This window comes from Arachnia propionica (genome assembly GCF_900637725.1).
Classification (GTDB): domain Bacteria; phylum Actinomycetota; class Actinomycetes; order Propionibacteriales; family Propionibacteriaceae; genus Arachnia; species Arachnia propionica.
Window position 1 is genome coordinate 1933530 of the sequence record NZ_LR134406.1, and the last position, 23345, is coordinate 1956874.

At 63.3% G+C, this 23345-nt stretch carries 14 protein-coding genes; 5 read left to right on the forward strand and 9 right to left on the reverse strand.

Annotated features, from left to right (window positions below; genetic code table 11):
- Positions 1-28 precede the first annotated feature (28 nt).
- From EL272_RS08610 to hemQ, 3 genes are read left to right on the forward strand one after another with little or no spacing between them, the layout of a single operon-like run.
- Positions 29-1300 (forward strand): glutamyl-tRNA reductase, encoded by a 1272-nt coding sequence (locus tag EL272_RS08610; protein ID WP_073969935.1) that lies wholly within the window; start codon positions 29-31, stop codon positions 1298-1300.
- Positions 1297-2376 (forward strand): ferrochelatase, encoded by a 1080-nt coding sequence (locus tag EL272_RS15735; RefSeq protein ID WP_061786882.1) that lies wholly within the window; start codon positions 1297-1299, stop codon positions 2374-2376. The genes EL272_RS08610 and EL272_RS15735 overlap by 4 nt, the downstream gene beginning before the upstream one ends.
- A complete protein-coding gene (gene hemQ, locus EL272_RS15740; protein WP_061786881.1) occupies positions 2348-3061 on the forward strand; it encodes a hydrogen peroxide-dependent heme synthase in 714 nt (237 codons plus the stop codon). The genes EL272_RS15735 and hemQ overlap by 29 nt, the downstream gene beginning before the upstream one ends.
- Positions 3062-3155: 94 nt before the next feature.
- Here the strand turns inward: hemQ and EL272_RS08625 are convergent, their stop codons facing one another.
- Together EL272_RS08625 and EL272_RS08630 are read right to left on the reverse strand one after the other, a co-directional pair.
- The gene (locus EL272_RS08625) at positions 3156-4781 is read right to left on the reverse strand and encodes a uroporphyrinogen-III synthase (RefSeq protein ID WP_061786880.1); all 1626 of its coding nucleotides are present in this window, start codon (positions 4779-4781) and stop codon (positions 3156-3158) included.
- 72 nt (positions 4782-4853) lie between these two features.
- Positions 4854-5591, reverse strand: coding sequence for an SDR family oxidoreductase (locus EL272_RS08630; protein ID WP_126409393.1), 738 nt, complete (start codon positions 5589-5591; stop codon positions 4854-4856).
- A gap of 65 nt (positions 5592-5656) precedes the next feature.
- Between EL272_RS08630 and EL272_RS08635 the strand changes: the two genes are divergently transcribed.
- Positions 5657-6229, forward strand: coding sequence for a TetR/AcrR family transcriptional regulator (locus EL272_RS08635; protein WP_014846817.1), 573 nt, complete (start codon positions 5657-5659; stop codon positions 6227-6229).
- Here EL272_RS08635 and EL272_RS08640 read toward each other — a convergent pair.
- Complete coding sequence (locus EL272_RS08640) at positions 6201-7586, reverse strand: hypothetical protein (protein ID WP_061786878.1); 1386 nt, start codon at positions 7584-7586, stop codon at positions 6201-6203. The genes EL272_RS08635 and EL272_RS08640 overlap by 29 nt on opposite strands.
- A 514-nt stretch (positions 7587-8100) precedes the next feature.
- On the opposite strand from EL272_RS08640, the gene EL272_RS08645 reads away from it, so the two are divergent.
- Positions 8101-8946, forward strand: a complete 846-nt coding sequence (locus EL272_RS08645; RefSeq protein WP_061786877.1) for an aldo/keto reductase — start codon at positions 8101-8103, stop codon at positions 8944-8946.
- A 241-nt stretch (positions 8947-9187) separates the two neighbouring features.
- On the opposite strand, the gene EL272_RS08650 is transcribed toward EL272_RS08645, so the two are convergent.
- The 6 genes from EL272_RS08650 to EL272_RS08675 all read right to left on the reverse strand — a co-directional run bounded on the left by EL272_RS08650 (position 9188) and on the right by EL272_RS08675 (position 23164).
- Positions 9188-9802, reverse strand: a complete 615-nt coding sequence (locus tag EL272_RS08650) for a GNAT family N-acetyltransferase (RefSeq protein ID WP_014846820.1) — start codon at positions 9800-9802, stop codon at positions 9188-9190.
- Positions 9803-9975: 173 nt separating this feature from the next.
- Positions 9976-12114, reverse strand: coding sequence for a KAP family P-loop NTPase fold protein (locus EL272_RS08655; protein WP_073969934.1), 2139 nt, complete (start codon positions 12112-12114; stop codon positions 9976-9978).
- 121 nt (positions 12115-12235) lie between these two features.
- Positions 12236-15625 carry a DUF499 domain-containing protein gene (locus EL272_RS08660; protein WP_061786876.1) on the reverse strand — a complete coding sequence of 1130 codons (3390 nt, stop codon included), beginning with the start codon at positions 15623-15625 and terminating at the stop codon, positions 12236-12238.
- 40 nt (positions 15626-15665) lie between these two features.
- Positions 15666-16769 carry a PDDEXK nuclease domain-containing protein gene (locus EL272_RS08665; RefSeq protein ID WP_082793752.1) on the reverse strand — a complete coding sequence of 368 codons (1104 nt, stop codon included), beginning with the start codon at positions 16767-16769 and terminating at the stop codon, positions 15666-15668.
- 9 nt (positions 16770-16778) lie between these two features.
- Positions 16779-19604 carry a DUF1156 domain-containing protein gene (locus EL272_RS08670; RefSeq protein WP_082793751.1) on the reverse strand — a complete coding sequence of 942 codons (2826 nt, stop codon included), beginning with the start codon at positions 19602-19604 and terminating at the stop codon, positions 16779-16781.
- A complete protein-coding gene (locus EL272_RS08675) occupies positions 19601-23164 on the reverse strand; it encodes a helicase-related protein (protein WP_061786874.1) in 3564 nt (1187 codons plus the stop codon). The genes EL272_RS08670 and EL272_RS08675 overlap by 4 nt, the downstream gene beginning before the upstream one ends.
- Positions 23165-23345 lie beyond the last annotated feature (181 nt).

The window sequence follows — 23345 nt, forward strand, 5'->3', positions numbered from 1 at the left end:
GCCAGAAATCTGGTTCACTGGAACCACTGTGAGCCTTCGCATCTTGTCCGTAACGCATGACCTCCACGGTCTGACCGAGGTCCAGCGCGTATCTCAACATACGGACACTCTGTCCGCTTCATTGAGGAGCACCGCCGGTGTCGAGGGCCTGGTCACCCTGGCGACCTGCAACCGGCTCGAGTTCATGATCGACTCCCCGAAGGTACCCGAAGCCCACCTGCGCCTGAGGCTGGCCCGCGAGCTCGATTCCCAGCCCGACTGGGTCGTGTACGAGGGCGAGGACGCCCTCACCCACCTGTTCCGGGTCGCCTCCGGGCTGGAGTCGATGGTGGTCGGTGAGCGGGAGATCACAGGGCAGCTGCGCCGCGCCCTGAAGGCCGCACAGGCCTCCGGTGACGCATCCGGCACCCTGACCAGCGTCATCAACGCCGCCCTGCACACCTCCCGGCGGGTGAGCGCCGAGACCCGGCTGCAGGAGTCTGGGCGTTCGGTGGTCAGCGTCGGCCTCGACATGACCGGAATCACGGACTGGGGGAACCAGCGGGTGTTGCTGGTGGGCACCGGTTCCTACGCGGGCGCCGTCGTCGCGGCACTGCGGCAACGCGGGGCCGGAACCATCTTCGTCCACTCCTCGTCCGGGAGGGCGATCGGATTCGCCGAGCGGCACGCCATCACCCCCGCTCTGGACCTAGATTCGGCCCTGGGCAGGGCCACGCTGGTGGTCACCTGCCGCGGCTCGGCCACTCCCGTGGTGACCACCGCCAACCTCAAGGACGCCACCCCCACCGTGCTGCTCGACCTGTCATTGCAGCCGGACGTGGATCCGGCCGTGGCCTCTCTCCCGGGGATCACCCTCCTCGACCTGACCGCGATCCAGGCCGCCATCTCCCCCACCTGGGCCGCCGACTCTGCCCACGCCGAACGGATCGTCGCCGAAGGGGTGCACGAGATCTCCGATCGCCTGGCCTCCCGCGCCGCGGACCCCGCGGTCGCCTCGCTGCGGGCCGCGATGCTGCGGATCGTCGACGAGGAGGTGGCGCGGCTCCCGCAGGGCCGCGCGCTGACCGTCGAGGACTGTGCTCTGGCGCTGCGGCATCTGACCACGAAGCTGCTTCACACTCCCTCGATACGAGCACGCGACGCCGCGGCCGAGGGCAGAATCGCCGACTACCTGGCGGCCATGGAGGAGCTCTACGGCATCGATATCCAACCCGATTTCGACGTTCAGAGCCATCGTCGCTGCCCGGTGACGGGGCTCAGTTTCGCCGACCTCGCCACCGAACCCACGGAGATCAGATGAGTGACGCCCTGAGCCCGTATTCGGCCGTGCTGCTGGCCTCCTACGGGGGTCCGCGCCAACCGGAGGACGTGTTGCCCTTCATGCGCAACGCCACTGCGGGACGGGGGGTGCCGGACGAACGCCTGTTGGAGGTCTCCCAGCATTACCATCTCTTCGGTGGTCGCTCCCCCATCAACGAGCAGAACGAGGCGCTCCGCGACGCCCTCGTGGCGGAGTTGAAAAGACGAGGCTGTCCCCGTCCCGTCGTGATCGGGAACCGCAACTGGACCCCTTTCTTCGCCGAGACCGTCTCCGCCCTGCACCGTGACCGTCACGACAGGGTGGTGGCGTTGACCACCGCCGCGTATTCCTGCTATTCCGCCTGCCGTCAGTACCGGGAGGACCTGGCCGCCGTCATGGAACAGGTATCCGGCGTGATCATCGACAAGGTCGGCCCCTATTCGGAGCGCGACGGTTTCATTTCGGCCAACGTGGACGCCCTGGTCGCATCCGTACAGGCGCTGCGGTCCCGGATCGGCGACGGGGTGATGAAGGTGTTGTTCGTCACCCATTCCATTCCCGTCGCCATGAACACCGCTTCCGCCGACGGCACCCCTGCTGCCCGATACGACGCCCAGCACATCAGGGTTGCCTCCCGGGTGGCCGAGGCCGCCGAGGCCTACCTGGGTGAGCGTCTCGACTGGGAGCTGGTCTACTGTTCCCGTTCGGGCAGCCCGCACGTTTCCTGGCTCGAACCCGATGTCAACGACCGCCTGGCCGAACTGACGGGCGTCGCCGGCGTGGTCGCCGCCCCGATCGGTTTCATCAGCGACCACATGGAGGTTGCCTACGACCTGGACACCCAGGCCCGCGAATCGGCGGCAGCGGCCGGTTTCGACTACGAACGCGCCGCCACCGCCGGCATCCACCCGGACTTCATCGCCACCCTGGCCGATCTTCTTCTCGAGCAGGCCGCCGTGGCGCGGGGCGAACTCGCCCCACCCGACCATCCCTGCCTCACGGAGCCGGCGAGTTGCTGCCTCCCCCATCCGCAGAAGGAGCAAACCCATGTCCCATCCGCATCACACGCACACTGATCCCCGCGACCATCTGATTCCGGCCGAGGAGGTCAACGCCACCCCGCACTACGTGATGTATTCGGTGTTCCGCACCGCGGGTCCGCTGCGCGATCCCGACACCGCGGCCGCGGAGAAGGCGGTTCTCGACACCGGAGTGAGCATCCGCGGCTGGTACGACATCGGTGGTTTCCGCGCCGACGCTGACCTGATGCTGTGGACCCTGGCCAACGACCCGCACCCGCTGCAGGCGGCCTACCACGCGCTGCGCGGCTCCGGGCTGGGCCGGGACCTGGAGCCGGTGTGGTCCTGCATCGGTGTGCACCGGCCCGCCGAGTTCAACCGCGGCCACACCCCGGCCTGTTTCTCCGGTGTCGCCCCCCGCCCGTGGGCGTGCGTCTACCCGTTCGTGCGCAGCTACGAGTGGTACTACATGGACGAGGAGCGCCGCTCCAAGATGCTGGCCGCCCACGGCCGAATGGGCCGCGAGTACCCCGACGTGCCGGGTTCCACCACCTCGGCCTTCGCGCTGAACGACTACGAGTGGCTGCTGGCCTTCGAGGCCGACGAGCTGCACCGCCTCACCGACGCGATGCGGCACCAGCGTGGGGCCGAGGCCCGGCTGCACGTGCGCAAGGAGATCCCGTTCTTCACCGGTCCCCGCGTCACCCTCGAGGAGTGGGTCTCCCGCCAGCCCCGGAACTGAGAGGTCCGGCATTCCCCGAAGCCGATCGGGTCGACGAGTCGCGTGGGGTGGGGCATTCGAGATGCCCCACCCCACGTGGCCTCGGTTCCGTCCCCTAGCCCTCGATGACCTCGCGGAGGAGCCTCAGGACCTCGGTCGCGGAGTAGTTCTCGGTGGTTGCGGCCACCTTGATCCCGGCCCGTTCCAGCACCTTGGTGGCGGAGTCGCCGACGGCGAACACCAGCACCTCGGGATGCCAGCCGAGGAGACGCCCCACGGCTATCGCATTCGAACCTGAGGTGACGATCACCGCGTCGAATGCGCCCTCCTCCCACATCTCGCGGATGTCGGTGGGCGCCTCCCGCAACAGCTGCATGGTGTAGACGGGAATCAGCTGGGCCTTCCAGCCCTTCGCGTGGAGCCCGGAGATGAATCCCGGCGCGAGCAGGGCCGATCCGGGCACCAGGACCGTTCCCGTTCCGTCGCCCCGGGGCCAGATCTCGAGGAGCGCGGGAACACCGGCCGCTCCCTCGGGCACCAGGTCGACGTGGTAGCCCATCTCGCGCAGCGCATCCGCCGTTCCTACGCCGACGGCGGCGATCTTCGCCTCCTTGGGGAGCCTCCAGCCGAGTTCCCGGATGCTCTCGACGGCGCGCACCGAGGTGAACGCCACCCAGTCGGCGCCCTCCAGGGTGGAGCTGACCGCCAGCACCTCGCGGCGCTGCAGCGTCACGGAGGTGACGTCCAGGCCGTGTTCACGCAACCCGCGGGCGATCCGTCCTTCCTCGCGGGGAACGAGGATCCTCGCCTTGGTGAGTTCGGTGACCCGGTGGCCGCTCTCCGCCTCGGGTTCGGTTTCGTTCTGTGACTGGTTGCGTCCGAGTTCCTCGGCCCCTTTGGAACGCAGATAGGCGGCTGCGCGACGGGCGGTGCGCACGGCGTGGTACTCGGAGGTGGGCATGCCCATCTGCACCATCAGTCCCTTGGAGCCGTCCTTCGGCAGGACCGCGACGATCAGCGACAGCACCCCGTCCCGCTTGGCCTTCGCGGCCACCGAGACCGCTTCGCTGACGTCGAGGGCGGCGTAGGCTGCCCGCTCGGCCATGACGCAGACACGGGTGTCGGGATGATCAAGTTCCTGAAGGATGCCGATGAGTTCTTTGTCCTCGCTGCGGCACTCGAGACCGGTGGCCCCCAGTCCGGCATCCGGGAGGATGCCGTCCAGGTATTCGGTGACGAGATCGAGGCGCCCCACGGCCTCGAAGTCGGCGGCTCCGGCCACCAGGCCGTCGATCTCGCCGGTGCGCACCTTCTCCAGGAACTCGAGGAGCTGTCCGGGGGTGCGTTTGACGAACGTGAGTCCGGGGTTGATGCTCAGCAACTGCGAGCGACGCAGGCTGGAGCGCGTGGCTATCACCGATCCCTCGGGAAGCTGTTCCAGGGTCAGGCCGTCGCGGGCCACCAGTGCGTCGCGCTGATCACTGCGTTTCAGGACGGCCGCGAAAGTCAGACCCGGCATCTGTTGTTTGGGGATGCGGTGCATGCGATGCACCACCATGTCGAAATCACCACGCATCAGGCCGAGACGCAGCTGCCCCACCGTCTCGGAGTCACCTGCGGCGGGGATGTGCACCACATCCACGTCGTGTCCCATTTCCCGTAGGGTGGCGGCCACGGCTTGCGAGCGGGCTACATCCACCACGGAGTTCTTCGTGCCAAGACTGATCTTCAACTCGTCCATCCTCACTGAATAACGACTACGGCTGGTTAATCGTCGGGCCCAGCCTATCGATCCGTGAGGGAGGATTTGCCGTCAGGATGGATCCGCGCGATTCGCCCAGTCCTCCAGCCCCGGTCCGACCTCCTCCACCCCGGGATCCGGGAGCAGGGCTCCCCGCCGGAATGCGCGCCCGAAGCCGGTGGGCAGGAACACAGGAGTCGGAAGGATTCCCCCAGGTCCAGGGGTTCTCCGCACCAGTTCCCAGAGGGTCATCTCCTCTGGGCCGGACACCTCGACGAGATCCCCGCCGCGTTTCCCCGACGCCGTCTCGGCCAGCACCCGGGCCGCCGCCTCGAGAGCGATCGGCTTGATGCGCATCCCGGGCACGAACCCCAGCGGACCCAGCCGGTTGCGTTGCAGGACTTGGGCGCCGAACTCGAACCACTGGGTGGTGCGCACGATCGTCAAGGCCGGGCTGAACCGCCTGGCCGTCTCCTCCTGGGCCTTCTTGCCCGCGAAGTACCCGTATCCCTGAACCTCCGGCCGGTCGGTGTTGACGATCGACAAGAGGATGTGGCGAGCTCCCGCCTGGGCCGCTGCGTGCGCAACCGATCGCGCAGACCGTTCGAAGAACTCAACGCAGGATTTGCGCCCGGTGGCGACGATGTTCGTCGCCTCGATCACCACATCGGCCTCGAGCGGCGGCAACGATTCCGCCGTCACGTCGAACCCAGTGGAGCGCGAGACCTGTCGCGCCCGGATCCCCTCGGCCTCGCAGGCGCGCTGGATCGCGACCCCCGAGGCCCCTCCCCCGACTATCACCGCATGCATGCACATCTCCCATCCCTCTACGACCGTAGAGACTATATGATCGTAGAGGATACACGGGAGGGCGGATGGACCGACGACAACGGATCGCGAATGCGGGGATCGCCCTGATAGCGCGCGGCGGCACCCACCGCCTGACCCACCGCGCGGTGGATACCGAGGCCGGGCTCCCCAACGGCTCGACCTCGTATTACGCGCGTTCCCGCCGCGACCTGATCCGTCTGGTGATGGAACAGCTCTCCGCGGAATCGCAGGCCGACCTGACCGACATCGAGGTGCCCGGGAAGCTGACGGTCCGGCAGGCCACCGACCTGGTGGGCAGGCTGGCCGAACGACTCATCCTGAACGGCGATGCGCAGGCGGCACGGTTCGCCCTGATGTTCGAGGTCCGCGACGATGACGAGCTGCGCCGAGAGCTCACCGTCGACGCCCCGGTGCGTCGCAGTTTCGATGAGAAGGCCGTCGAGCTGCTGCGCGCCCTCGGCGTGGCTGATCCGGAGGAGAAAGCACCGGAGTTCGTCGCCCTGGTCGACGCGGTCCTGATGTACCGGGCCGTGGACGCGGCCCCCATCGACCCGGCCGGCGTGGTCGAGACCTATCTGGACGGCCTGGTCAGGCGAAAACCGACGGCAGCCCTATGACGTAGCTGTTGATCTCTCCCCCGCCGAAGTTGGTGGCGAAGATGATGCGGCTGAGGTCGCGAGAGGCGCTGGCTTGAGGTTCGAGGAAGTAGGTGTCGCCGTCGACATGGTCCCAGTCGGCGCGGATGTGGGCGACGTTGAGTGCCCTTCCGCCGGGGGTGAGTTCCAGCAGCCACACCTTCCGGTACTCGGCCCGGATGGTGGGAGCAGGTGTCTGGGAGTTGTGGCCGGCGCTGTCGCCGTAGGTGGAGATGACCGCCCACCCGGGGGCACCGAAGGCCTGCCCGCTGATGTGCACCGCGTAGGCCTCGCCATCAATCGGGTAGAGGGTGTGCAGGTCGTTGCGCTCGCCGGTAGCGACATCGATGGACGCGATCTGCCCCTTCCCGTAGTCGGCGACCACCAGGAGGTCCCTGCGGTCCGGGCCGAGGGCGAGATCGGAGTGTTCCGAACCGTCGAGAAGTTGGCGTGACTGTGTGAAGTTGGTGCTGTAGGCGACGGTTCCGCCCTCCCCGGCCAGCCAGGACGGCACCACGTATGTGCCGCTCGGCGCCGTTGAGACGTGGTCCGGGAAGGCCCCCGGGACGGGGAAGGCCGAGGCATCCAGGGTGCCGATCACGGTTTTGTTCTCGAGGTCGAGGGCGAGGAGCCCGTGACAGGTGTTGCGCTGGGCGGCCGCGTCGTAAGAGGTGGCCATGAGTCCCAGGACCTTGCCGTCGGAGCTTAGGGTGCCCTCCCCCTTGGTCCAGAAGGACGTGGCCCCGGGCCAGGGGGTCTGGCCTGCGAAATCGAAGGCCTGTTCTTTGGTTCCAGCCTCCACGTCGAGCAGGCACCAGACCATGCCGCCGTTGCGTTCGGTGAAGTAGAGCCGGGAGGGCTCACCGGGGTGCCAGAGGGGTTCGCAGTCGCCGACCAGGTCCGGGAGCTTACGCAGATACCCAAAGGTGGTGGCGTCGTAGAGGTGCCAGAACCCCTTGCCGTCCTGGGCGAGATAACGGCTGGCGTCGGCGTTGAAGGCCTGGCGTCTGGAGTACTCGTGCCGCATACGGCCGCCTTCCCCTTCGGTGACGGCGGTCGCGCGGTACAGGCGGGTTCCGTAGGTGGGGTCGATCAGGGCGTCGGACAGCCCGGTGGAGCGTTCCGGCCGGGCGATGGTGTTGATCGGATCGGCCGACAGCGGGCTCAGCCGGAACCCGGGGTCGTAGAGGACGTCGAAGGGATTGCCGGTGGTCGCATCAGTTGGGGACACGGCGGCCGGGGATGACGGGCCGGGTCGCGACTCAACCGCACAGCCTGCCAACAGGACCAGCCCACCAGCACCGAGGAGAGCGCGACGAGAAGGTCGGACAAAGTTCATCGATTCCTCCTAGAACTCGATTTCCAGGCCCCCTCCGCCGCCAGCAACTGGCGTCAGTCGTGATGCTACACGTTCCTACAACATTCAAGCAGATCCTCAGCAAGCTGGTTGAGCTGAACCGCGAGAAACGAGCGGCCCGAGTCGCCTCCTTGAAGCTGATTGAGCCAGCACGTGAGCGTCAGCGAACGGCTGAGTCGAAACCACTCCCGGCACCCGGTAGCCAGAACCCGACCCCAGCCCCCAGATACGCGCAAGAGGTTTCGACACGACCCACTCGCTGACGCTCGTGAGGATCGGCTCAACCAACTTCCTTCCCCCCAAAGCCGATTGAGCCGGACTGCGAGAAACGAGCAGCCCGAGTCACCCCCTCAAAGCTGGTTGAGCCAGCACGTGAGCGTCAGCGAACGGCTGAGTCGAAACCACTCCCGGCACCCGGTAGCCAGCTCCCGGCCACGAGCCAGCTCACCACGTGCATCTAAGGTGGTGGGACGGTTCCACGACAGGAAGGTGCGTGATGCAGGCGATCACCCTCAACAATGGTGTGGAGATGCCCATGGTGGGCATGGGTGTGTTCCGGATGACCGGGGATGAGGTGCGCGCCGCGCTGCCGGTGGCTCTTGATGCCGGGTATCGGCTGATCGACACGGCCGCCCTGTACGGCAATGAGGAGGCGGTCGGTGAGGTGATCGCGGCCTCCGGGCTGCCGCGCGACGAGCTGTTCGTCACCACCAAGGTCTGGTATCGCGACTTCGGCCGCGACGCCACGTTGCGGGCCTTCGAGAAGTCGCTGAGCAGGTTGGGGCTGGATCACGTGGACCTGTACCTGCTGCACCAGCCCTTCAACGATTGCTACGGGGCGTGGCGGGCCCTCGAAGAGCTGTACGGGCAGGGGGTCGTCCGCGCGATTGGGGTGTCGAACTTCATGCCGGATCGCTATTTTGACTTCGTCGTCCACAACGACGTCACGCCCGCGGTCAACCAGTGCGAGGTGCATCCCCTCCATCAGCGAGGGGACCTCCACGAGCTCGCCCGGCAGCACGGCACCGTCCTCCAGGCGTGGGCGCCGCTGGCCCAAGGGAAATCGGAGATCCACGGCTCCCCGGTGCTGCGGAAGATCGCGGAGCGGCACGGGAAGTCGGTGGCTCAGGTGATGCTACGATGGCTGGTGCAACGCGGGATCTCCTTGGTGGTCAAGAGCACCCACGAAGCCCGGCTGCGGGAAAACCTGGATGTCTTCGACTTCGAACTGACCAAGGCCGAGATGTCGGACATCGCCGCCTTGGACGAGCACAAACCGAACGCGGGCATGACCCATCACGATCCGCGGCTGTTGGAGTACCTGCACGACAAATACCGCTGACCCCACCTCCCCAAAACTGGTTGAGCCGACCTGCGAGCGTCAGCGAGCAGATCGAGTCGAAACCCCTTGCGCATGCCTGGGGACTGAAGTCAAGTTCTGGCCACCGGATGTCAGTGGTGGTTTCGACACGGGCCGCTCGTTCCTCGCGACCCGGCTCAACCAGCTTCGGGAAAAGGAAGTTCGTTGAGCCGACCCGCGAGCATCAGCGAGTAGGTCGAGTCGAAACCAGGCCGCAGAGCGGTCAGCCTTCGGGGATCTCGCGATACATGGTCACGGGATAGTCGGACTCGGTCATGTGCAGCCACTCCTTGGCGGTGAAGCCGAAGCGCTCGTAGAGTCGCTGACTTCCCAGGGTGGTGGCTTCCAGGTATGCGGGCAGACCGGCCTCGTCGACCACCTCGAGGCGGTGGTTCAGCAGCCGCGACCCGATACCGAGGCCACGCGCCTCCTCACCGACGACGATGTCGACGAGGTACCAGTGGGCGTGATCGGGACGGCTCTTGGCAAAGACATCGAGAGTCCTCAGGGTCTGCGGCAGGTGACGCAACCCCACCGCCGAGACCACCCGCGGCAGCTCACGCACCTTCGCCCAGCTGGATGTCTTGCGGTCGGGCGATTCCCAAGCCGCGGCGCCGACCAGGCGGCCGTCGTCCTCCCGGCGGGCCAAATCAACGGCCCCTCCCGCCATCGCCCCGGTCCGCAACTCGGACAGGAACACCTTCGTCAGACGCTGCAACCGGTTCCGCTCCCCCGGGATCATCACCGCGATCACCGGGTCGTCGTGGAAAGCCGCAGCGAACAGACCAGCCACCTCCGGCAGGTCCGCCTCCTCCCCCTGGACGATGGCAATGGTCATTCGGTATCCCTTCGGCGGTCGTGGTCTTGATGGTTTGCGGCCCCCTTGGTAGGGAGCGGGTCTGATTCATCAGACTACCAGCAAGACAAATACGAGGAGACTTACACACAGAAGGCACCTAGGCCAGCGAAACCCTTAGTCAGACCACGCTTGAGGACGGCTGTGAATAAGCCTCATTCTTTTTGCTCTACTGTGCTTGCACCTGATTCTTCAATGAGAGGAGCAGCAAACTCTCTGCGATACACCCAATCATTACTAGGCAAAGGGCTATGGGGCGTGTAGTCAATACTGCGAGCCGGTATATCCGTGAGCTGAGTAAACAAATTGCCATCGAACGACACTGCCCCAAACCCGCTGGACTCATAATAGGAAAGACCCACCAGGCGAGCTGCGACATCTTGGGGCGTGAACTCACTGTTCTTCAATCCTCTACGGACACACTCAATTAGTTTGTCCCGCTCCAGCGAGGCGAGAACTTGCTTCAACAGAAGCGCCATACGGATATCTGGGCAGGCGTTGTCACGTTCGCACAAATTAGCAAGAATCTCTGGCACCAACCGTCGACATTCACGGTCAAGCGTAGCTTTAAGCGCGGAGATCGTTTCGACTTCCAAGCCTTCAACTCGCTCCGCAGCAAGCGATATTACCTCCAACCTTCGATCAGGGAGCTTGCAGGCTCCTAGCTCGTGGTCCAAGTTCACATCAGGATCTTCCTCCAGCAATAAATGAAGAAGTGCACTGGCCCATCTTAGAAGTGCAAGATATGGCGCTTGCACCACCCAAGGGGCATATGGAATTGACTCCAGCCACTCCATTGCCATCTCCAGCAGAATAGGTTTCAACGGTCCTCTAGGACCATCACGTTTTGACCGCTCGACTACATCCGGGTAGTGAGCATTGATCTTGCTCAAAATAAGATTTAATCGCGCCTCATCAGGCTCATCAAATAACCTCTTTAGTTCACTTAGATCATTTTCTACAGCTTTACTAAGCGCGCGCCTTACAGTCTCGTCAGGAATATCTCCCGCCGGCACCCCCTGAGCCAGGTAGCGGTCAAAATATTCAGGGTTTGCAAATCGCGGGGACTTGAAAGGTCGATTAATCGTCCCGCCGACAGCAGGAAAGATAGCCTCAAGCAAAATCAACGCATCCTTCTTGTCTCGCTCACACTCCAAAGATTGCACGAGGGGATTCCAATCAACTTCCCCCTTCTTCGATGAGGTAGAAACTATTTGACACCCACCAGCTGCCGTGAGTCTAGTCTTCCAATCTTGAAGTTGAGAAAATACGTCAGGAAATTTGACCCTCAGAAACACGGCAAGCACTAGATCCGTATCATCAATCTCCCCCGAGACATGGATAATAAATTCTTCACGTAGCTGAGCGAAAAACCTTTCGATAGCACGCGGAGTACTGAGCTGCGACGGCATTGTTTTCAAGATGATATTACTAATGCGGCGATATTCGAAGCCTCTTCCCATTTTATCCAATAACAGTTCAGTCAATCCATCAGATATAAGTTTTACAATCTGCCCGCCCAGCAGAGGAGGAAGTGTGAGTGGATACTGAACAATCTTTTCCATAAAGGCGCGCGCCCGCGCCTGAGACAGGTCTTCCCGACCGGATGACCGGAGAACATCCACCAAGGTCTGTTCGTCATACGCGAGCAGAAAGTCGACTCCGGGAAATCTCCCGAGAAGTCGCACAAGTTTTAGAAGAACAAGCAGTTCATCGACCTGTAGTCGATCAATATCATCTACAGTAATGAGTATCGGGGAATTCAATTCGCGCAACCCGTCGGAGAGCTCTTCGAATAATACTTTCCACGGTTTTTGCTTTTGCAATTTATCTTCAATAGCCCTAGTGATCGAGCCAATCACTCCGCCAACCATTGGGATAAAAGACCCTGCTGATCGAACAACCCACATGTACTCAGCAAGCAACTTTCGAAATCTCTTCCTATTCTTCTTTGGGATATCTGGAACGGCACTAGACAAGACCGCAAAGAACTCCGAAAGCATTCCGTCGATCCCCGCCGTCGCCCAAGGAGTAAATGACACGACTCTCCATTCTTGCTTCGATCTCTGCAGTCGTTTCAAGAATATTGAAATCAATGCGATAGCAGACGATTTTCCACATCCCCACGGGCCTTCGAGTCCGTATACTATACTCGAATCGACCGAATGATTTAGGTGAATCAATTTCGCGATTCGTTCCGCAACAGGGGCGCGATTGAATCTATCTTGATCCACTGCTTTGATCGGATCGTCATGCCAACCCTTGGGCTGCGGACCGCTTGCTTCGCTCAACATGCACCCCACCTATTGAAGCCCCGCATCGCACGACGCCCCGACACTCCGGCGTCAAGAAGATATACGGTTCGAGGTTCAGCCACCACAACACTGCCCTTTCATGTTTCCCCTCATTCCCACGTCAGCTTTTCTCGAAGCCGGAGCTGGGATCGAATTTGAGGACTCGGGCGTTTTCGCTGATGGTTCGGATTTCGGTGTCGTTGAATCCTTCGGTTTTCACCGCTTGAATGTCGATGGTGATCTCCAGGCGGGCCCCTGCCCCTGCCAGGCGGTCGATGATCTCCCGGGTGATGTTTCCAATGTCGCGGGAGTAGAGTTCGGGGTCGATCTTCACCGAGCCGAAGAAACGCGCGGCCACGGTCTTGACCACTTCATCCACCCCGGCCCTGTCGGCTTCCCCAATGCCCGGTGCAACCCGGACCACATCGACGTGTCCCCCCTCCGATTGGCTGTCGGCTGCAGCCGGGGGTGCGGTTTCCCGGGCGGCGCGGTCTGCATCGAGTTGTTCCTGAGCGCGGGCAGGGTCCACCAGCAGGGTGCTGTCGGTAACCTGGATCGTCGCATTCGGGTCGGGTGGCAGCACAAGCCCCCGGTAGCGTCCGGTTTCTGGATCCTTGCCCGCCGCGATTCCGAAGCGTTCGTTCTCCACCAGGATGGCGGTGAGCGCACGCTCGATGGCAGCGTCCAGCACCTCGCGTTTCACGAGCCGATGCATGTAGATGTAGCGGGTGAAATATCCCCACAATTCACCGACGCTGATCTCACCGGTTTCACGCCACCTGGTGCCGAGTTCTTCCCGCAAGGTGGACCCGAGGATTGCCGCTCCGAACTCGGTGACGAGAAGATCATCACGCCGCATCTTGTGAGACACCCGCTCCGCCAATGACCTGCCGCCGGAATCGGGCACCTTCTCCGCCATCAGTTCGAAGGGTTGCGTCGGTTCGGGTTGCACGGGGTAGACCGTCCAAATGAAGGTGCCTCGAATGCGATCCGCGACCACCCGGTCGAAATTGCCCACCTGCTCGTCGGCCTGTTTCCGCTGCTGGACCGACAGGTTGAGGGATTCGCTGGTTGCCTGAACCTGTTTCCACCCGAGATAGGTGCGAGTCGCGGCCTCCAGCCCCTCCAGCTGGTTCCTGTCCGCCAGCAGGAACACCACCGTGTTGCGGTGAATGCGCTGGCTGGCGCCCTTGGCCCCGACGGCGTCATGAACCCACCGGTATGCTTCGGATTCCCGGCTCTCCTGTTTGCGCCAGGAATACCGGGGATGAGCTATGACCAGACGCACATCCTCCAGATCAGGAATGTCGGCACTCGATTCCGGGGCGATGTGAACCCGGTCGAACACGTCGCGGGACCTTTCCTCCGCGCGCAGCCGGCGAGTGATCTCGTTCCACACCTTCTCGGGATCCTCGCGGAGCCGCTCGGCGTAGTCATTGGCCGTCTTGGTCACCGACGGCTGCGTGTCGAACCAGTAATGCCCCTGCTCCTCGTAGAAATAGGTGGACCGCTGGGCCAGTAGTTCGAGGGCACTACCGAAATTGCCCAGCGTGTCGCCGGGAATCGCGGTACCGAGCCATAGGTACTGCTTGTCCAATCCCCTGTGGGTGCTCCGGACGCGCGGAGCCGCACCCATGAAGATCGTGCGCGCCAGCCGCTGGGTGACGAACCGCTGCCCCAGGCTCGGACGCTCCAGGTCGATGCGCTGGGCCGTGGAACTGGGCCCGTCGATGTCGGAATCAATGATCGGTTTCCACTGATCCTCCAGATACTGGGTCAGATCGGTGTTCACCGTCGTTGCGTCCAGCGGCACATTACCGGGAAGGATGAGCGGTGAAGTGTCCTCGGACTTCCACAGCTCGTGGACTATCGACGACACGAGTTTCAGCACGCCACGGGTGCGTTGGAATCGTTCCAGCGTGGACCAGTCCTCGTAGAGCCGATCCAGCAACTCTGGGTGAAGCGGATAGGAGACGCGGATTCGTTTCTCGTACTCGTCACTGACCTTCGCTGCATCGCGCGGGAAAAGCGCCGCATCGCTCTGGTAAAAGCCCACGAAATTGCGCGCCACCGCGGCAATCGTCCTGAGCGCCTCGGCATCCGCGGGCTGGAACAGGCGGCGGCGGACTATCTCGAACGACTCGTTCTTGCTGGACGGCCTCCACTGATCGGCCACCCGGCGAATCACGTTCTGGAGACGCTCCAACGCGAGCTGACCATTCGCGCCACCGACCTCGATATCGCTGCCGGCGCCGGCCGCGCCTGTGTCCGAAGCCGGAATGGAGACCACCAGCATCGCCCCCGGCACGGAGCGGACGATCTCGGTCAGCGACTGGGCGAAGGTGAACTGCGTCTCGAAGGAACCCGACGGCAACTCCTTGTCCGTGACGAGCTGCCTGGCGTAGGCCACCCATTCATCGATCAGGATCAGCGCCGGCGCGTACTTCTGGATCAGCGTTCGCAGGGCCGATCCGGGATTGGTCCCGGAACGATCCGCATCCGCGACCATCTCGTAGGCCTCCCGCCCGCCCAGCTGCCAAGCGAGCTCCCCCCACAGGGTGTGGATCTTCGTGCCGTCCGGTTTGGTGTGCGTGGAGCCGGCCTGCAGGTAGGTTCCCACCAGGGCCACTCGCCGCACCCCGAGCTTCTCGAGCCGAGGGTTTCCGTTCCCGGCGACGAGGTCTTGGATCTCCTGGGGCATGTCCTGCGCGGGGATGCCGCTGAACAGGTGGTAGAGGGCAAGCATCGAGTGGGTTTTGCCGCCGCCGAAGTTGGTCTGGAGGTTCACCACGGGGCTGGCATTGCCGTCGCCGCTCATGCGACGCAGGGCCCGGCTGAGCAGGTCCCGTAGGCCCTCGGTGAGGTAGGTGCGGGTGAAGAACTCCCCCGGGTCGCCGTACTCGGGGCTGGTGGCCTGACCGGTGTGCACCAGGTGCAGGTCGGCGGCAAACTCCGAGGCGGTGAACTCGCCGCGCGCCACGTCGTCGTGCGGATGGATCACCTCGCGCCACGGCTTCAGTCCGCCGCCCGGCTTGAGCGATGCCTTTCTCGTCCTCTTCACCTGCTGGCGGGTCTGGTCCTCGTAGACGGTGCGCCGCAGATCGGAGCGCATCTTGCGCACATCGGCCGCGGAATCGGCGGATCCCACCGCCTGGAGGAGCCGCACGATTGTGTCGAGGGCGCGATCGGTGTCGTCGGAACTGAACGGCGCGTTGTGGGCCCACTGGTTGCGGGTCTCCCGCAGCTCCGAGGCGAAACTCTGCTGCGCCCGGGACAGCACGTCCCTGAACTCGTAACCGCGTTCGGTGATCGCGCGCAGCTGCACCTGGACATCGTGTTTCGCGAGGATCTTCGGGGCACCCCCCCGGCGTCGCGCGTCCTCGTCGGCCCACATCGTCGGCCACTGCGACGATCCGTAGACCTTGGTCATCACCTCGTCCACCACATCCTGGAGACCTTCGGAGAGCAGGTCGAAGGCCTTGCTGATTCGGTCCCGGTTGTTCACTGCCATCGGTGTCTCCTACGACGTGGTGCCTGCGTGTCGGGTGTGGTCAGTCATCTCGGTCCTCGGTTGCCGGGGTGATCTGGTGTCGGGCGATCCGTTCCCGGGCGTCCCGGTAGATCTCCTGGATGCGTGTCTCAAGTTTCTCCTTGGGCGGCAGCGTGGTCCAGTACTCGGCCACGACTATGCCGTCCTTGTGCATCTCCAGCAGCTCCACCTGTTCCCGGCTCGCCTCGGTGCACAGGATGAGGCCGATGGGTGCCTCCTCGCCGGGCTGCCTTTCGTACCGGTCGAGCCATTTGAGGTAGAAGTCCATCTGGCCCTTGTAACTCGGTTTGAACTTCCCGATCTTCAGTTCGACGGCGATCAACCGCCTCAGCGGGCGGCTGAAGAACAGCAGGTCGAGGTAGAAGTCGTCGTTGTCGACGGTCATCCGTTGCTGCCGGGAGACGAATGCCCAGCCGTTGCCGACCTCCAGGAGGAACGCCTCCATCTCCCGGATGATCGCTTCCTCCAGGTCCCGTTCCGCCCAGGAGTCATGCAAACCCAGGAACTCCAAGAAGTAGGGATCGCGGAAACTGTCCGCCGGGATCATCGACCCGCCCAGCGCCTGGGCGTTGGCGATCTCCTTGCGTTCGTAGCCGTGACGCCCGATGAGTTCCCGCAACGCCCGGACGCTCAGTCGCGCGTTGACGGCCTGGTCGATGTAGTAGGCCCGCGCTTCCGGGGACCGGACCGGCAGGAGGGCCAGGATGTGGCTCCAGCTCAATTGTCGCGACAGTGATACGACAATCTCCTCGTCAGAGAAGACCTGAGAGAACTGGATCATGCGGTACAGGTTCGCTCTGGTGAAACCTCGGCCGAACCTCCGAGTCAATTGTGGCTCCAGTGAAGCAACAATCTCTTTGGCGTAGTCAGCGCGAGTTTCACACAGGATCTCCGTGTCGATCATCCGCCCGATGTGCCAATGCATCAAGGTCAGGGCCGCATTGGCCTGTGTGGCGACGGCGGCGCGGGTCTGTTCGATGAGAGAAGAGACCCGTTCCAGCAGGGAACCCTCCCCGGACAGCGCCGCTTGGTGGTTGGGGGTGAGATCCGCTCCTACGGAGGTCTCGGGCCCCGGGGCCGGTTCTGGGTGGTTGCGCGTGGTCACGGGTCAGTCCTAGTCTCCGAAGTCGAATGCTTCCTGGGTGGAGCGGGGCACCGATGCGAGTTTCCTGGCTTGTTCGTTCACGTCGCCCCATGCGCTGACGAGGCTGTTGAACAGGAGCGCGTCCTTGGCGTCCTTTTTCTTCTCGGCCTCGTGGAAGAGCAGGAAGCCGAGTTCCTTCACCGCGTCCAGATCCACCCGCACCTCCTGCAACCCTGGCAGCAACTGGGCGACCTTCTCCACCCCACCATCGGCCATCGCCGCGGCCAGACGAACCGTGGCCTCCCAGATGCTGAGCCGGTCATCGGTTTGTGGCACCCAGCCGGCGCTGAGGTTCTCGGGCGAGAGCAGCCGCGCCCTGCCGCCCCTGGCCTCGAAAATACCGCCGCGTTCCAGGGCACCGATGGATGTGTCGGTGGAACGGGCCAGCTGATCCGCCAAACCGGAGCTCTCGGTGCCCCAGCCGTAGCTGCGGTACCACTTCACGGCGAACCGCGTATCGGGGTCGAAGTCCGATTCCTGCTCCCCCAGCACCTCGTCGAGAGTGGCGTTGATGAGCAGCAGAGCGTCCCTCACCGACATGTCGGACCCGTCGGCCTCACGCACCCGCGCATACCGGGAGAACACCGAAATACCGGGACCAATGGCCGCCTGGGCCAGATCCACAGGGGCGATGGCCCCCTGCATGAGCGTCCGCAGGGCCTCCGGCAACTCGGACTTGAGCCGAGCGACGAACAACCGACGGGTGATGGAATCAGCATCCACAGGTCGCGGACGGCAGGCCAACACTATGGAAGAAGCGAGGGCATTGCTGGCCTGTGATCTAGGTCGATTGGCAAGCTCACTCCGCACCGGCCAAGTGGCAGTGATCTCCCATCCTGCTTCAATGAGCCCGTTGAGAAGAGTGTGCCAACCGGTTGATGAAGTACCCTCAGCCTCAGCATCCTGCTGTTTGTAGGCGTAGTACACCGTCATGGGCACCGCCGAATTGACCCTTCCCTGACGGATACGACGAAAAACTGAATTGAAACCATCAACAAAGAAACGTTTTGCACCGTCCTTACCATCATGACGGTAGGGATTGGCGACGAGCTCATCCACCTTGGGGGTCAACATCGTTCCAACAATTTGCGGATAGATTCCCTGCAGACAGCGACGAAGCCAAGCATAGAAGAAGTCAGACAGATTAGAATAGCTGATGTTGTCATAGTAAGGCGGATCGGTGGAAATAACAAACTCGTTATATGCCACCGTTTCCGCACTGGCCTGATCCACTCTACCCGACACGCTCGCAGAAGCAGCCGCTAGCGCCTTGATCACCCAAGTAAGCTGCCCCATGAAATTTCCTGAAGAATTGGAAAATACATTTGTTTCGGTGATCTCCCAAGTCATGGGTATGGCTTGTCGCGTGAATAGGTGCGTAATCTTCTCTCCAGTTGTATGCCATGTGCAAAGAGCATTGCAATAATCAGCAGTACGACTCACCCCCAACGCGAGATACGTAGCAACTGCATCGGCATAAGCCTGTGCCCCGGAGTCGTTCGCCTCAAGACGATCTCCCTCCGGAACGCCCGCAATCAAAGCATCCACCACCACCTGTTCCCGCACCTCGACGACGAGATCACTCAGTGTGGTCATGGCGACGAGTTGTCGATTCGTAAAGAGATCGGCCCAGCGTTTAAGTCCATAGTTTGGAGCTGTTATGGCACGGGGATCGTAAGGAAGCTCACTCTCCGGAACCCTGTCAGGGGGCGTCACTCGCGCGGCATCGATTTGCGTTTGATTTGGGGAAAGATACAAACGTCCTCTCCCGGAATCAGCTACGACTGCCATCAGATGCGACCCCATGCGCCCAGCGGCCGCTTCGCTCCGGATATGGTCATTTGAGATTACCGTGCCGTCTCCTATGGCAACGCCCTTACCTCGGTTTACGGTTCCGTCGTCAGATTTACGTGGTCCGTTCGCATCGTGCACCACCTCGTAGCGCACCCGCCCGTCCTGCACGGTGGCACGTACCCAGGCTTCCTTACCTTTTTTCTTGCTCAGCCACCACGAGTTCACCAAGGGGACCTCGATGGGGTTGGCTGGGTTGGGGCTTTTCACGGTGCGGACCCATTTCCAGGCGATCACAGTGTGTTCGGTGCCGTCGGGGGCCTTGACCTTGGGATACAGGTGTCCGATGCGCCGGAATGCCTCGTCACGCATCCATTTGCCGTAGTAGCGGACGTCTTCCGCGAGTCCTTCGGCGCGTTGGTAGATGCTTTGTTCATTACCTCCCGGGTGCACGGGTTCCTGCCCCGCGAATTTGGGCGGTATCTCTATGAGTGCCTTGTTGATGAGCACTGCCAAGGGGTTGAGGTCGCTGGCGTGGGCCTCCAAACCCAGGCGCTGCGCCTCCAGGGGAATGGATCCGCCGCCCGCAAAGGGGTCGAGCACCGCGGGAAGTTCGCCGTCGTTGCTCTTGCGAATCTCCTCGCGTGCCCGGCGCAGCAGCGGTTCGTCGTTGCTGTTCTCCCACACCACCAGCTCTTCCATGAGGGCGTGCAGGCGGGCGCGTTCGGCGTCCTGTTCCTCGACGGTCGGGAACTCCTCCGGTCGCGAGGCGGGATCGTCGACGAGTTGCGCGAACAGCACGGCGCGGGCGGTCGCGAGTGGTTTGCGTGACCAGTACAGGTGCAGGGTTGAGGGGTGTCCGTGACGGATCGACTTCTCGCGAGCCGATGCGGCATTGATGGCCTCCAGCGGCAGGGAGGTCTCGATGAGTTTCTTCTTCGGCGTGTTCGCCACGGACTTTCCTTCGGTTTCTGTGGGTTGGCTGGAATGGTTCGGGCCGATCATCGTGGCGGTCCTCCCCTATTCCAGTAGTCGCGCCATTCCTCGTTGTAGGAGCGTGTGGTGGTGGATGGTTCGAGGTGCGCGAAGGCGTCGGTGACGTAGCGCAGTTCGTCGTGTTCGTGGCCGTCGGGTGAGACCTGGACGAGCGCCAAGCGGTGTCTCTCGCCCTGGGTCTGGGCGAAGGTGACCTCGTTTGTCGTGATGGCGAACGTGTCGGCACCTTCGATCCTGCCCTTGACCTCGATGTAGTGGATCCGGCCCTCGTCATCGGTGGAACGGATGTCGTAGCCGGGATTGTTGCGGGGCATCTCCACCGGATTCCTGCCGATGGCCCGTTCCGCGGCCAGCACCGCTTCCACCGCCCGGCGTTCCACTTCTTCCGTGGCCCGGGTCCTGGCCGGCGCTTCCTGTCCGGATTCCGCCGCGATGAGGTGGCTCGGCACGATCAGCGCGGCGCTGCGAATCACCCCGGGAACGGCGACGAGTTTGGTGTGGAGCGCGAGTTCGTGGCGTCTGCGTTCGAGGCGTTTCTCCAGTTGACGGGCCTTGGCGTGGGCGGTTTCGGCCCGTACCCTGCCGATGGTGCCTGCGCGTTCGAGATCCTCCAGGCGGTTGTATTCGCGATCCCAGTGGTTGATCTCCGCAAGCAGCCGCTCCCTGACCTGTTTGCAGGTGCGGGCCACCTCGATTTCGAGCCGGGCACGGATTTCCTCCATGCGGGGTTGCATGCCGCTGCGGTAGGAGTTGGCGCGCACGGTCTTCTCGTGGTTTCCCCTCACCCATTCGTCATTCAGGATCGAGGCGATGGCGGCGGCCTCTCCCGGCTGGGGTGCGTCGTAATCCAGGTAGGGAGGTGCCGCGGAGACCGTGACCGTTCCGTCCGGTTCCAGGATCGGGTAGTCGAAGTGGTGTGAGACGGTGTCGATGCCGGGCGCGGAGTTCGTGATGCGCTGCTCGACGGTGTACATCAACGCCGGGACCTCCGCCTGTTGGCTGCGCCTGTCGACCAGGACGGTACCGTGCCGCAGTGCCGACCCCAGGTCCTCGATTGTCGCCTCGATCACGGCGTGGAGCAGTGGCTGGCCCGGGGCGATGAGGGTGGCGGGCGGCTGGCCCTCGGGGTGGGTGAGGTGCAGTTCGAAGGTGATGCGTTCGTACTGGTCGGCGACGGGGGCCCAGCGGTTCAGGCGGCGCGCGATGTCGATGACCCGGGTGGGGACGCGGGTGATTTCGTAGCGTCCCTTTTCCCGTTTGCGGACCTGCCCGCCCAGGCGTTCGAACGCGGACAGGAAGAAGGCGGCGATGTAGCCGGGCTGGAGGCGGCGTTCGCGGGCCTTCTCCATTCTGGCCCGTACCTCGTCGAGATCGAGTGCGCTGAACATCTCGGGATGCAGCGCCTTCTCCGCGAGCATCTCGTCCAGCCCGTCCCTGACCCCCGCGTCGATGATGCGATCCAGTTTGGCCTTCACCTCGGGGCGGTCCCCGTACCGGATGGCCTCGATCAGCAGGTCGCGCAGGGACCGTTCCTGGAAGGCGTCGTCGTCACCGAGCACGTTGAACAGGTTTCCGTTGTATGCCACCGACATCTGTTCGATCTTCGAGAGCAACCGTGTGAAAACATCGCCTTCGCGGGTGTCCTTGGCCACCATGTTCCACAGGTGACAGACCTCGCGCTGACCGATGCGGTGGATGCGTCCGAAGCGCTGCTCTATCCGGTTCGGGTTCCACGGAAGGTCGTAGTTGACCATCAGGTGGGCGCGCTGCAGGTTGAGCCCCTCCCCCGCGGCGTCCGTGGCGAGCAGCACCACCGTGTCGGGGTTGTGGGTGAATTTCTCGCGCGCCGCCATTCGTTCCTCGCGGCTGGTGCCGCCGTGGATCCTGACCACCGCGTCGGAGCGGCCGAGCTGGGCGCTGATTCTTTGATCCAAGTAGTCGAGGGTGTCCCGGTGCTCGGTGAAGATGATGATTTTCCTCGCCGCCCCGGTGCCGTCGCCGGCCAGTAGTTGTTCGTCGAGAATGGTGCGCAGCTGCACCCATTTCTTGTCGTCGTCCAGACGCCGGACCTTGTATGCGACGCGAATGAGATCCTCAAGGATCGCGATCTCGGCGCGCAGCTCCGGGATGGTCTGCGCGGCGGTTGCGCGATCCACCACGTACTCCACCTGGGTTTCGAATTGGAAACGTTCCGAATCGGTTGTTTCCAGATCCATGTCTTCGTAGTCGTGGATCGACAGGGACGGGAGTTTCGCGTCGAACCGGGCGGCGGATTGTTCCTTCTCTGCTGGGCTCGCCGTTTCCTGGATGCGGGTGAGTTCGCGGAGCCTGTCTTCGAGTCGGCGTTGGCGGCGTTCCAGCGACCGCAGAATCGCTTCCGGGCTGGAGGCGAGGCGGCGTTGCAGAACGGTCAGGGCGAATCCGACGTTGTTTCCGCGTTTCCTGTCGCCCGCCTGGGAGATGCATTCGGCGCGTCCCATTTCCGTGCGCACATAGTCGGTAACGAGATCGTAGAGTTCCCGTTCGGCCGGGCTCAGTTCGTAGGCCACCGTGTAGGCGCGGCGTTCCGGGAACAACGGTTTGCCCTCGAAGGTGAGCAGGTCCTCCTTGACCATGCGGCGCATGAGGCCTTTCGTGTCGGTGCGGTGCACCCCCTGACGGTACTGGCCCTCGAAACGGTCCCGGTCCAGCAGCGACATGAACAGCTGGAAATCCTCTTCTTTTCCCGCGTGCGGGGTGGCGGTCATCAGCAGAAGGTTGTGTGCGGTTTCCGAGAGCAGCCTGCCCAGCTTGAAACGTTTCGTCTCGGACACCTCGCCCGCCCAGGATGAATAGTGGGCGGACATGCGGTGTGCCTCGTCGACCACGGCGACGTCCCAGTTCACCTCGGAAAGCTGTTCCATCAGGTCTTCGTTGCGGGAGATCTGATCCATTCGCGCAATCAGCCGGTTGTGGTCGGCGAAGACGTTGCGGCCGTGGGCGTCGTCGATCATCTGACGGTTGAAAACCTCGAAGCGCAAGTCGAACTTGGTGGCAAGTTCCTCGCGCCACTGCTCCACCAACCCGCCGGGAGCGACGACGATCGCCCGTTCGCAATCGGAACGCAGGATCAGTTCCTTGATGTAAAGGCCGGCCATGATCGTTTTCCCGGCGCCCGGGTCGTCGGCCAGCAGGAACCGCAGCGGGAGACGCGGAAGCAGTTCCTCGTACACGGCGCGAATCTGATGCGGCAGCGGGTCCACATCCGAGCTGTTGACCGCGACCATCGGGTCATACAGGGCGGCGTACTTGATGCGCAACGCCTCCGCCGCGAGCCGGAACTCGTCCGGGTCGCCGTCGAACGCCGGGGCGGATTCGAGATCATCCACCGGTTCGAGATCAGCCGCGTCGGCCTCCGTGACCATACGACCGCCACTGGTCCCGGACTCGTCCCGGTAGAAGACCTCCACCAGCGTCGGATCCATGACCTCGACGGCGATCACGGTGACCGTCTGCCCCGGAACCAGGCCGCGGAGTCGCTGCCCCGGGCGCAGGGTGGCCAGACCGGATGTGGTCTCTGCCCCGGTCACAGGACGCCTCCCTCCGATTCCTCCCGCCGACGATCGTGCGCGGGGAATCCATCATCGGGGTGACCAGCGCACACCCCCGAATAGTAGCGGGTAGCGGCTGGGCAGGTCGATGCGACCTTCCCCTTTTGGAGGAAGACTGTCTTTACGTCTCTAGAATAACACAGAATCAATAGCCGAAAAA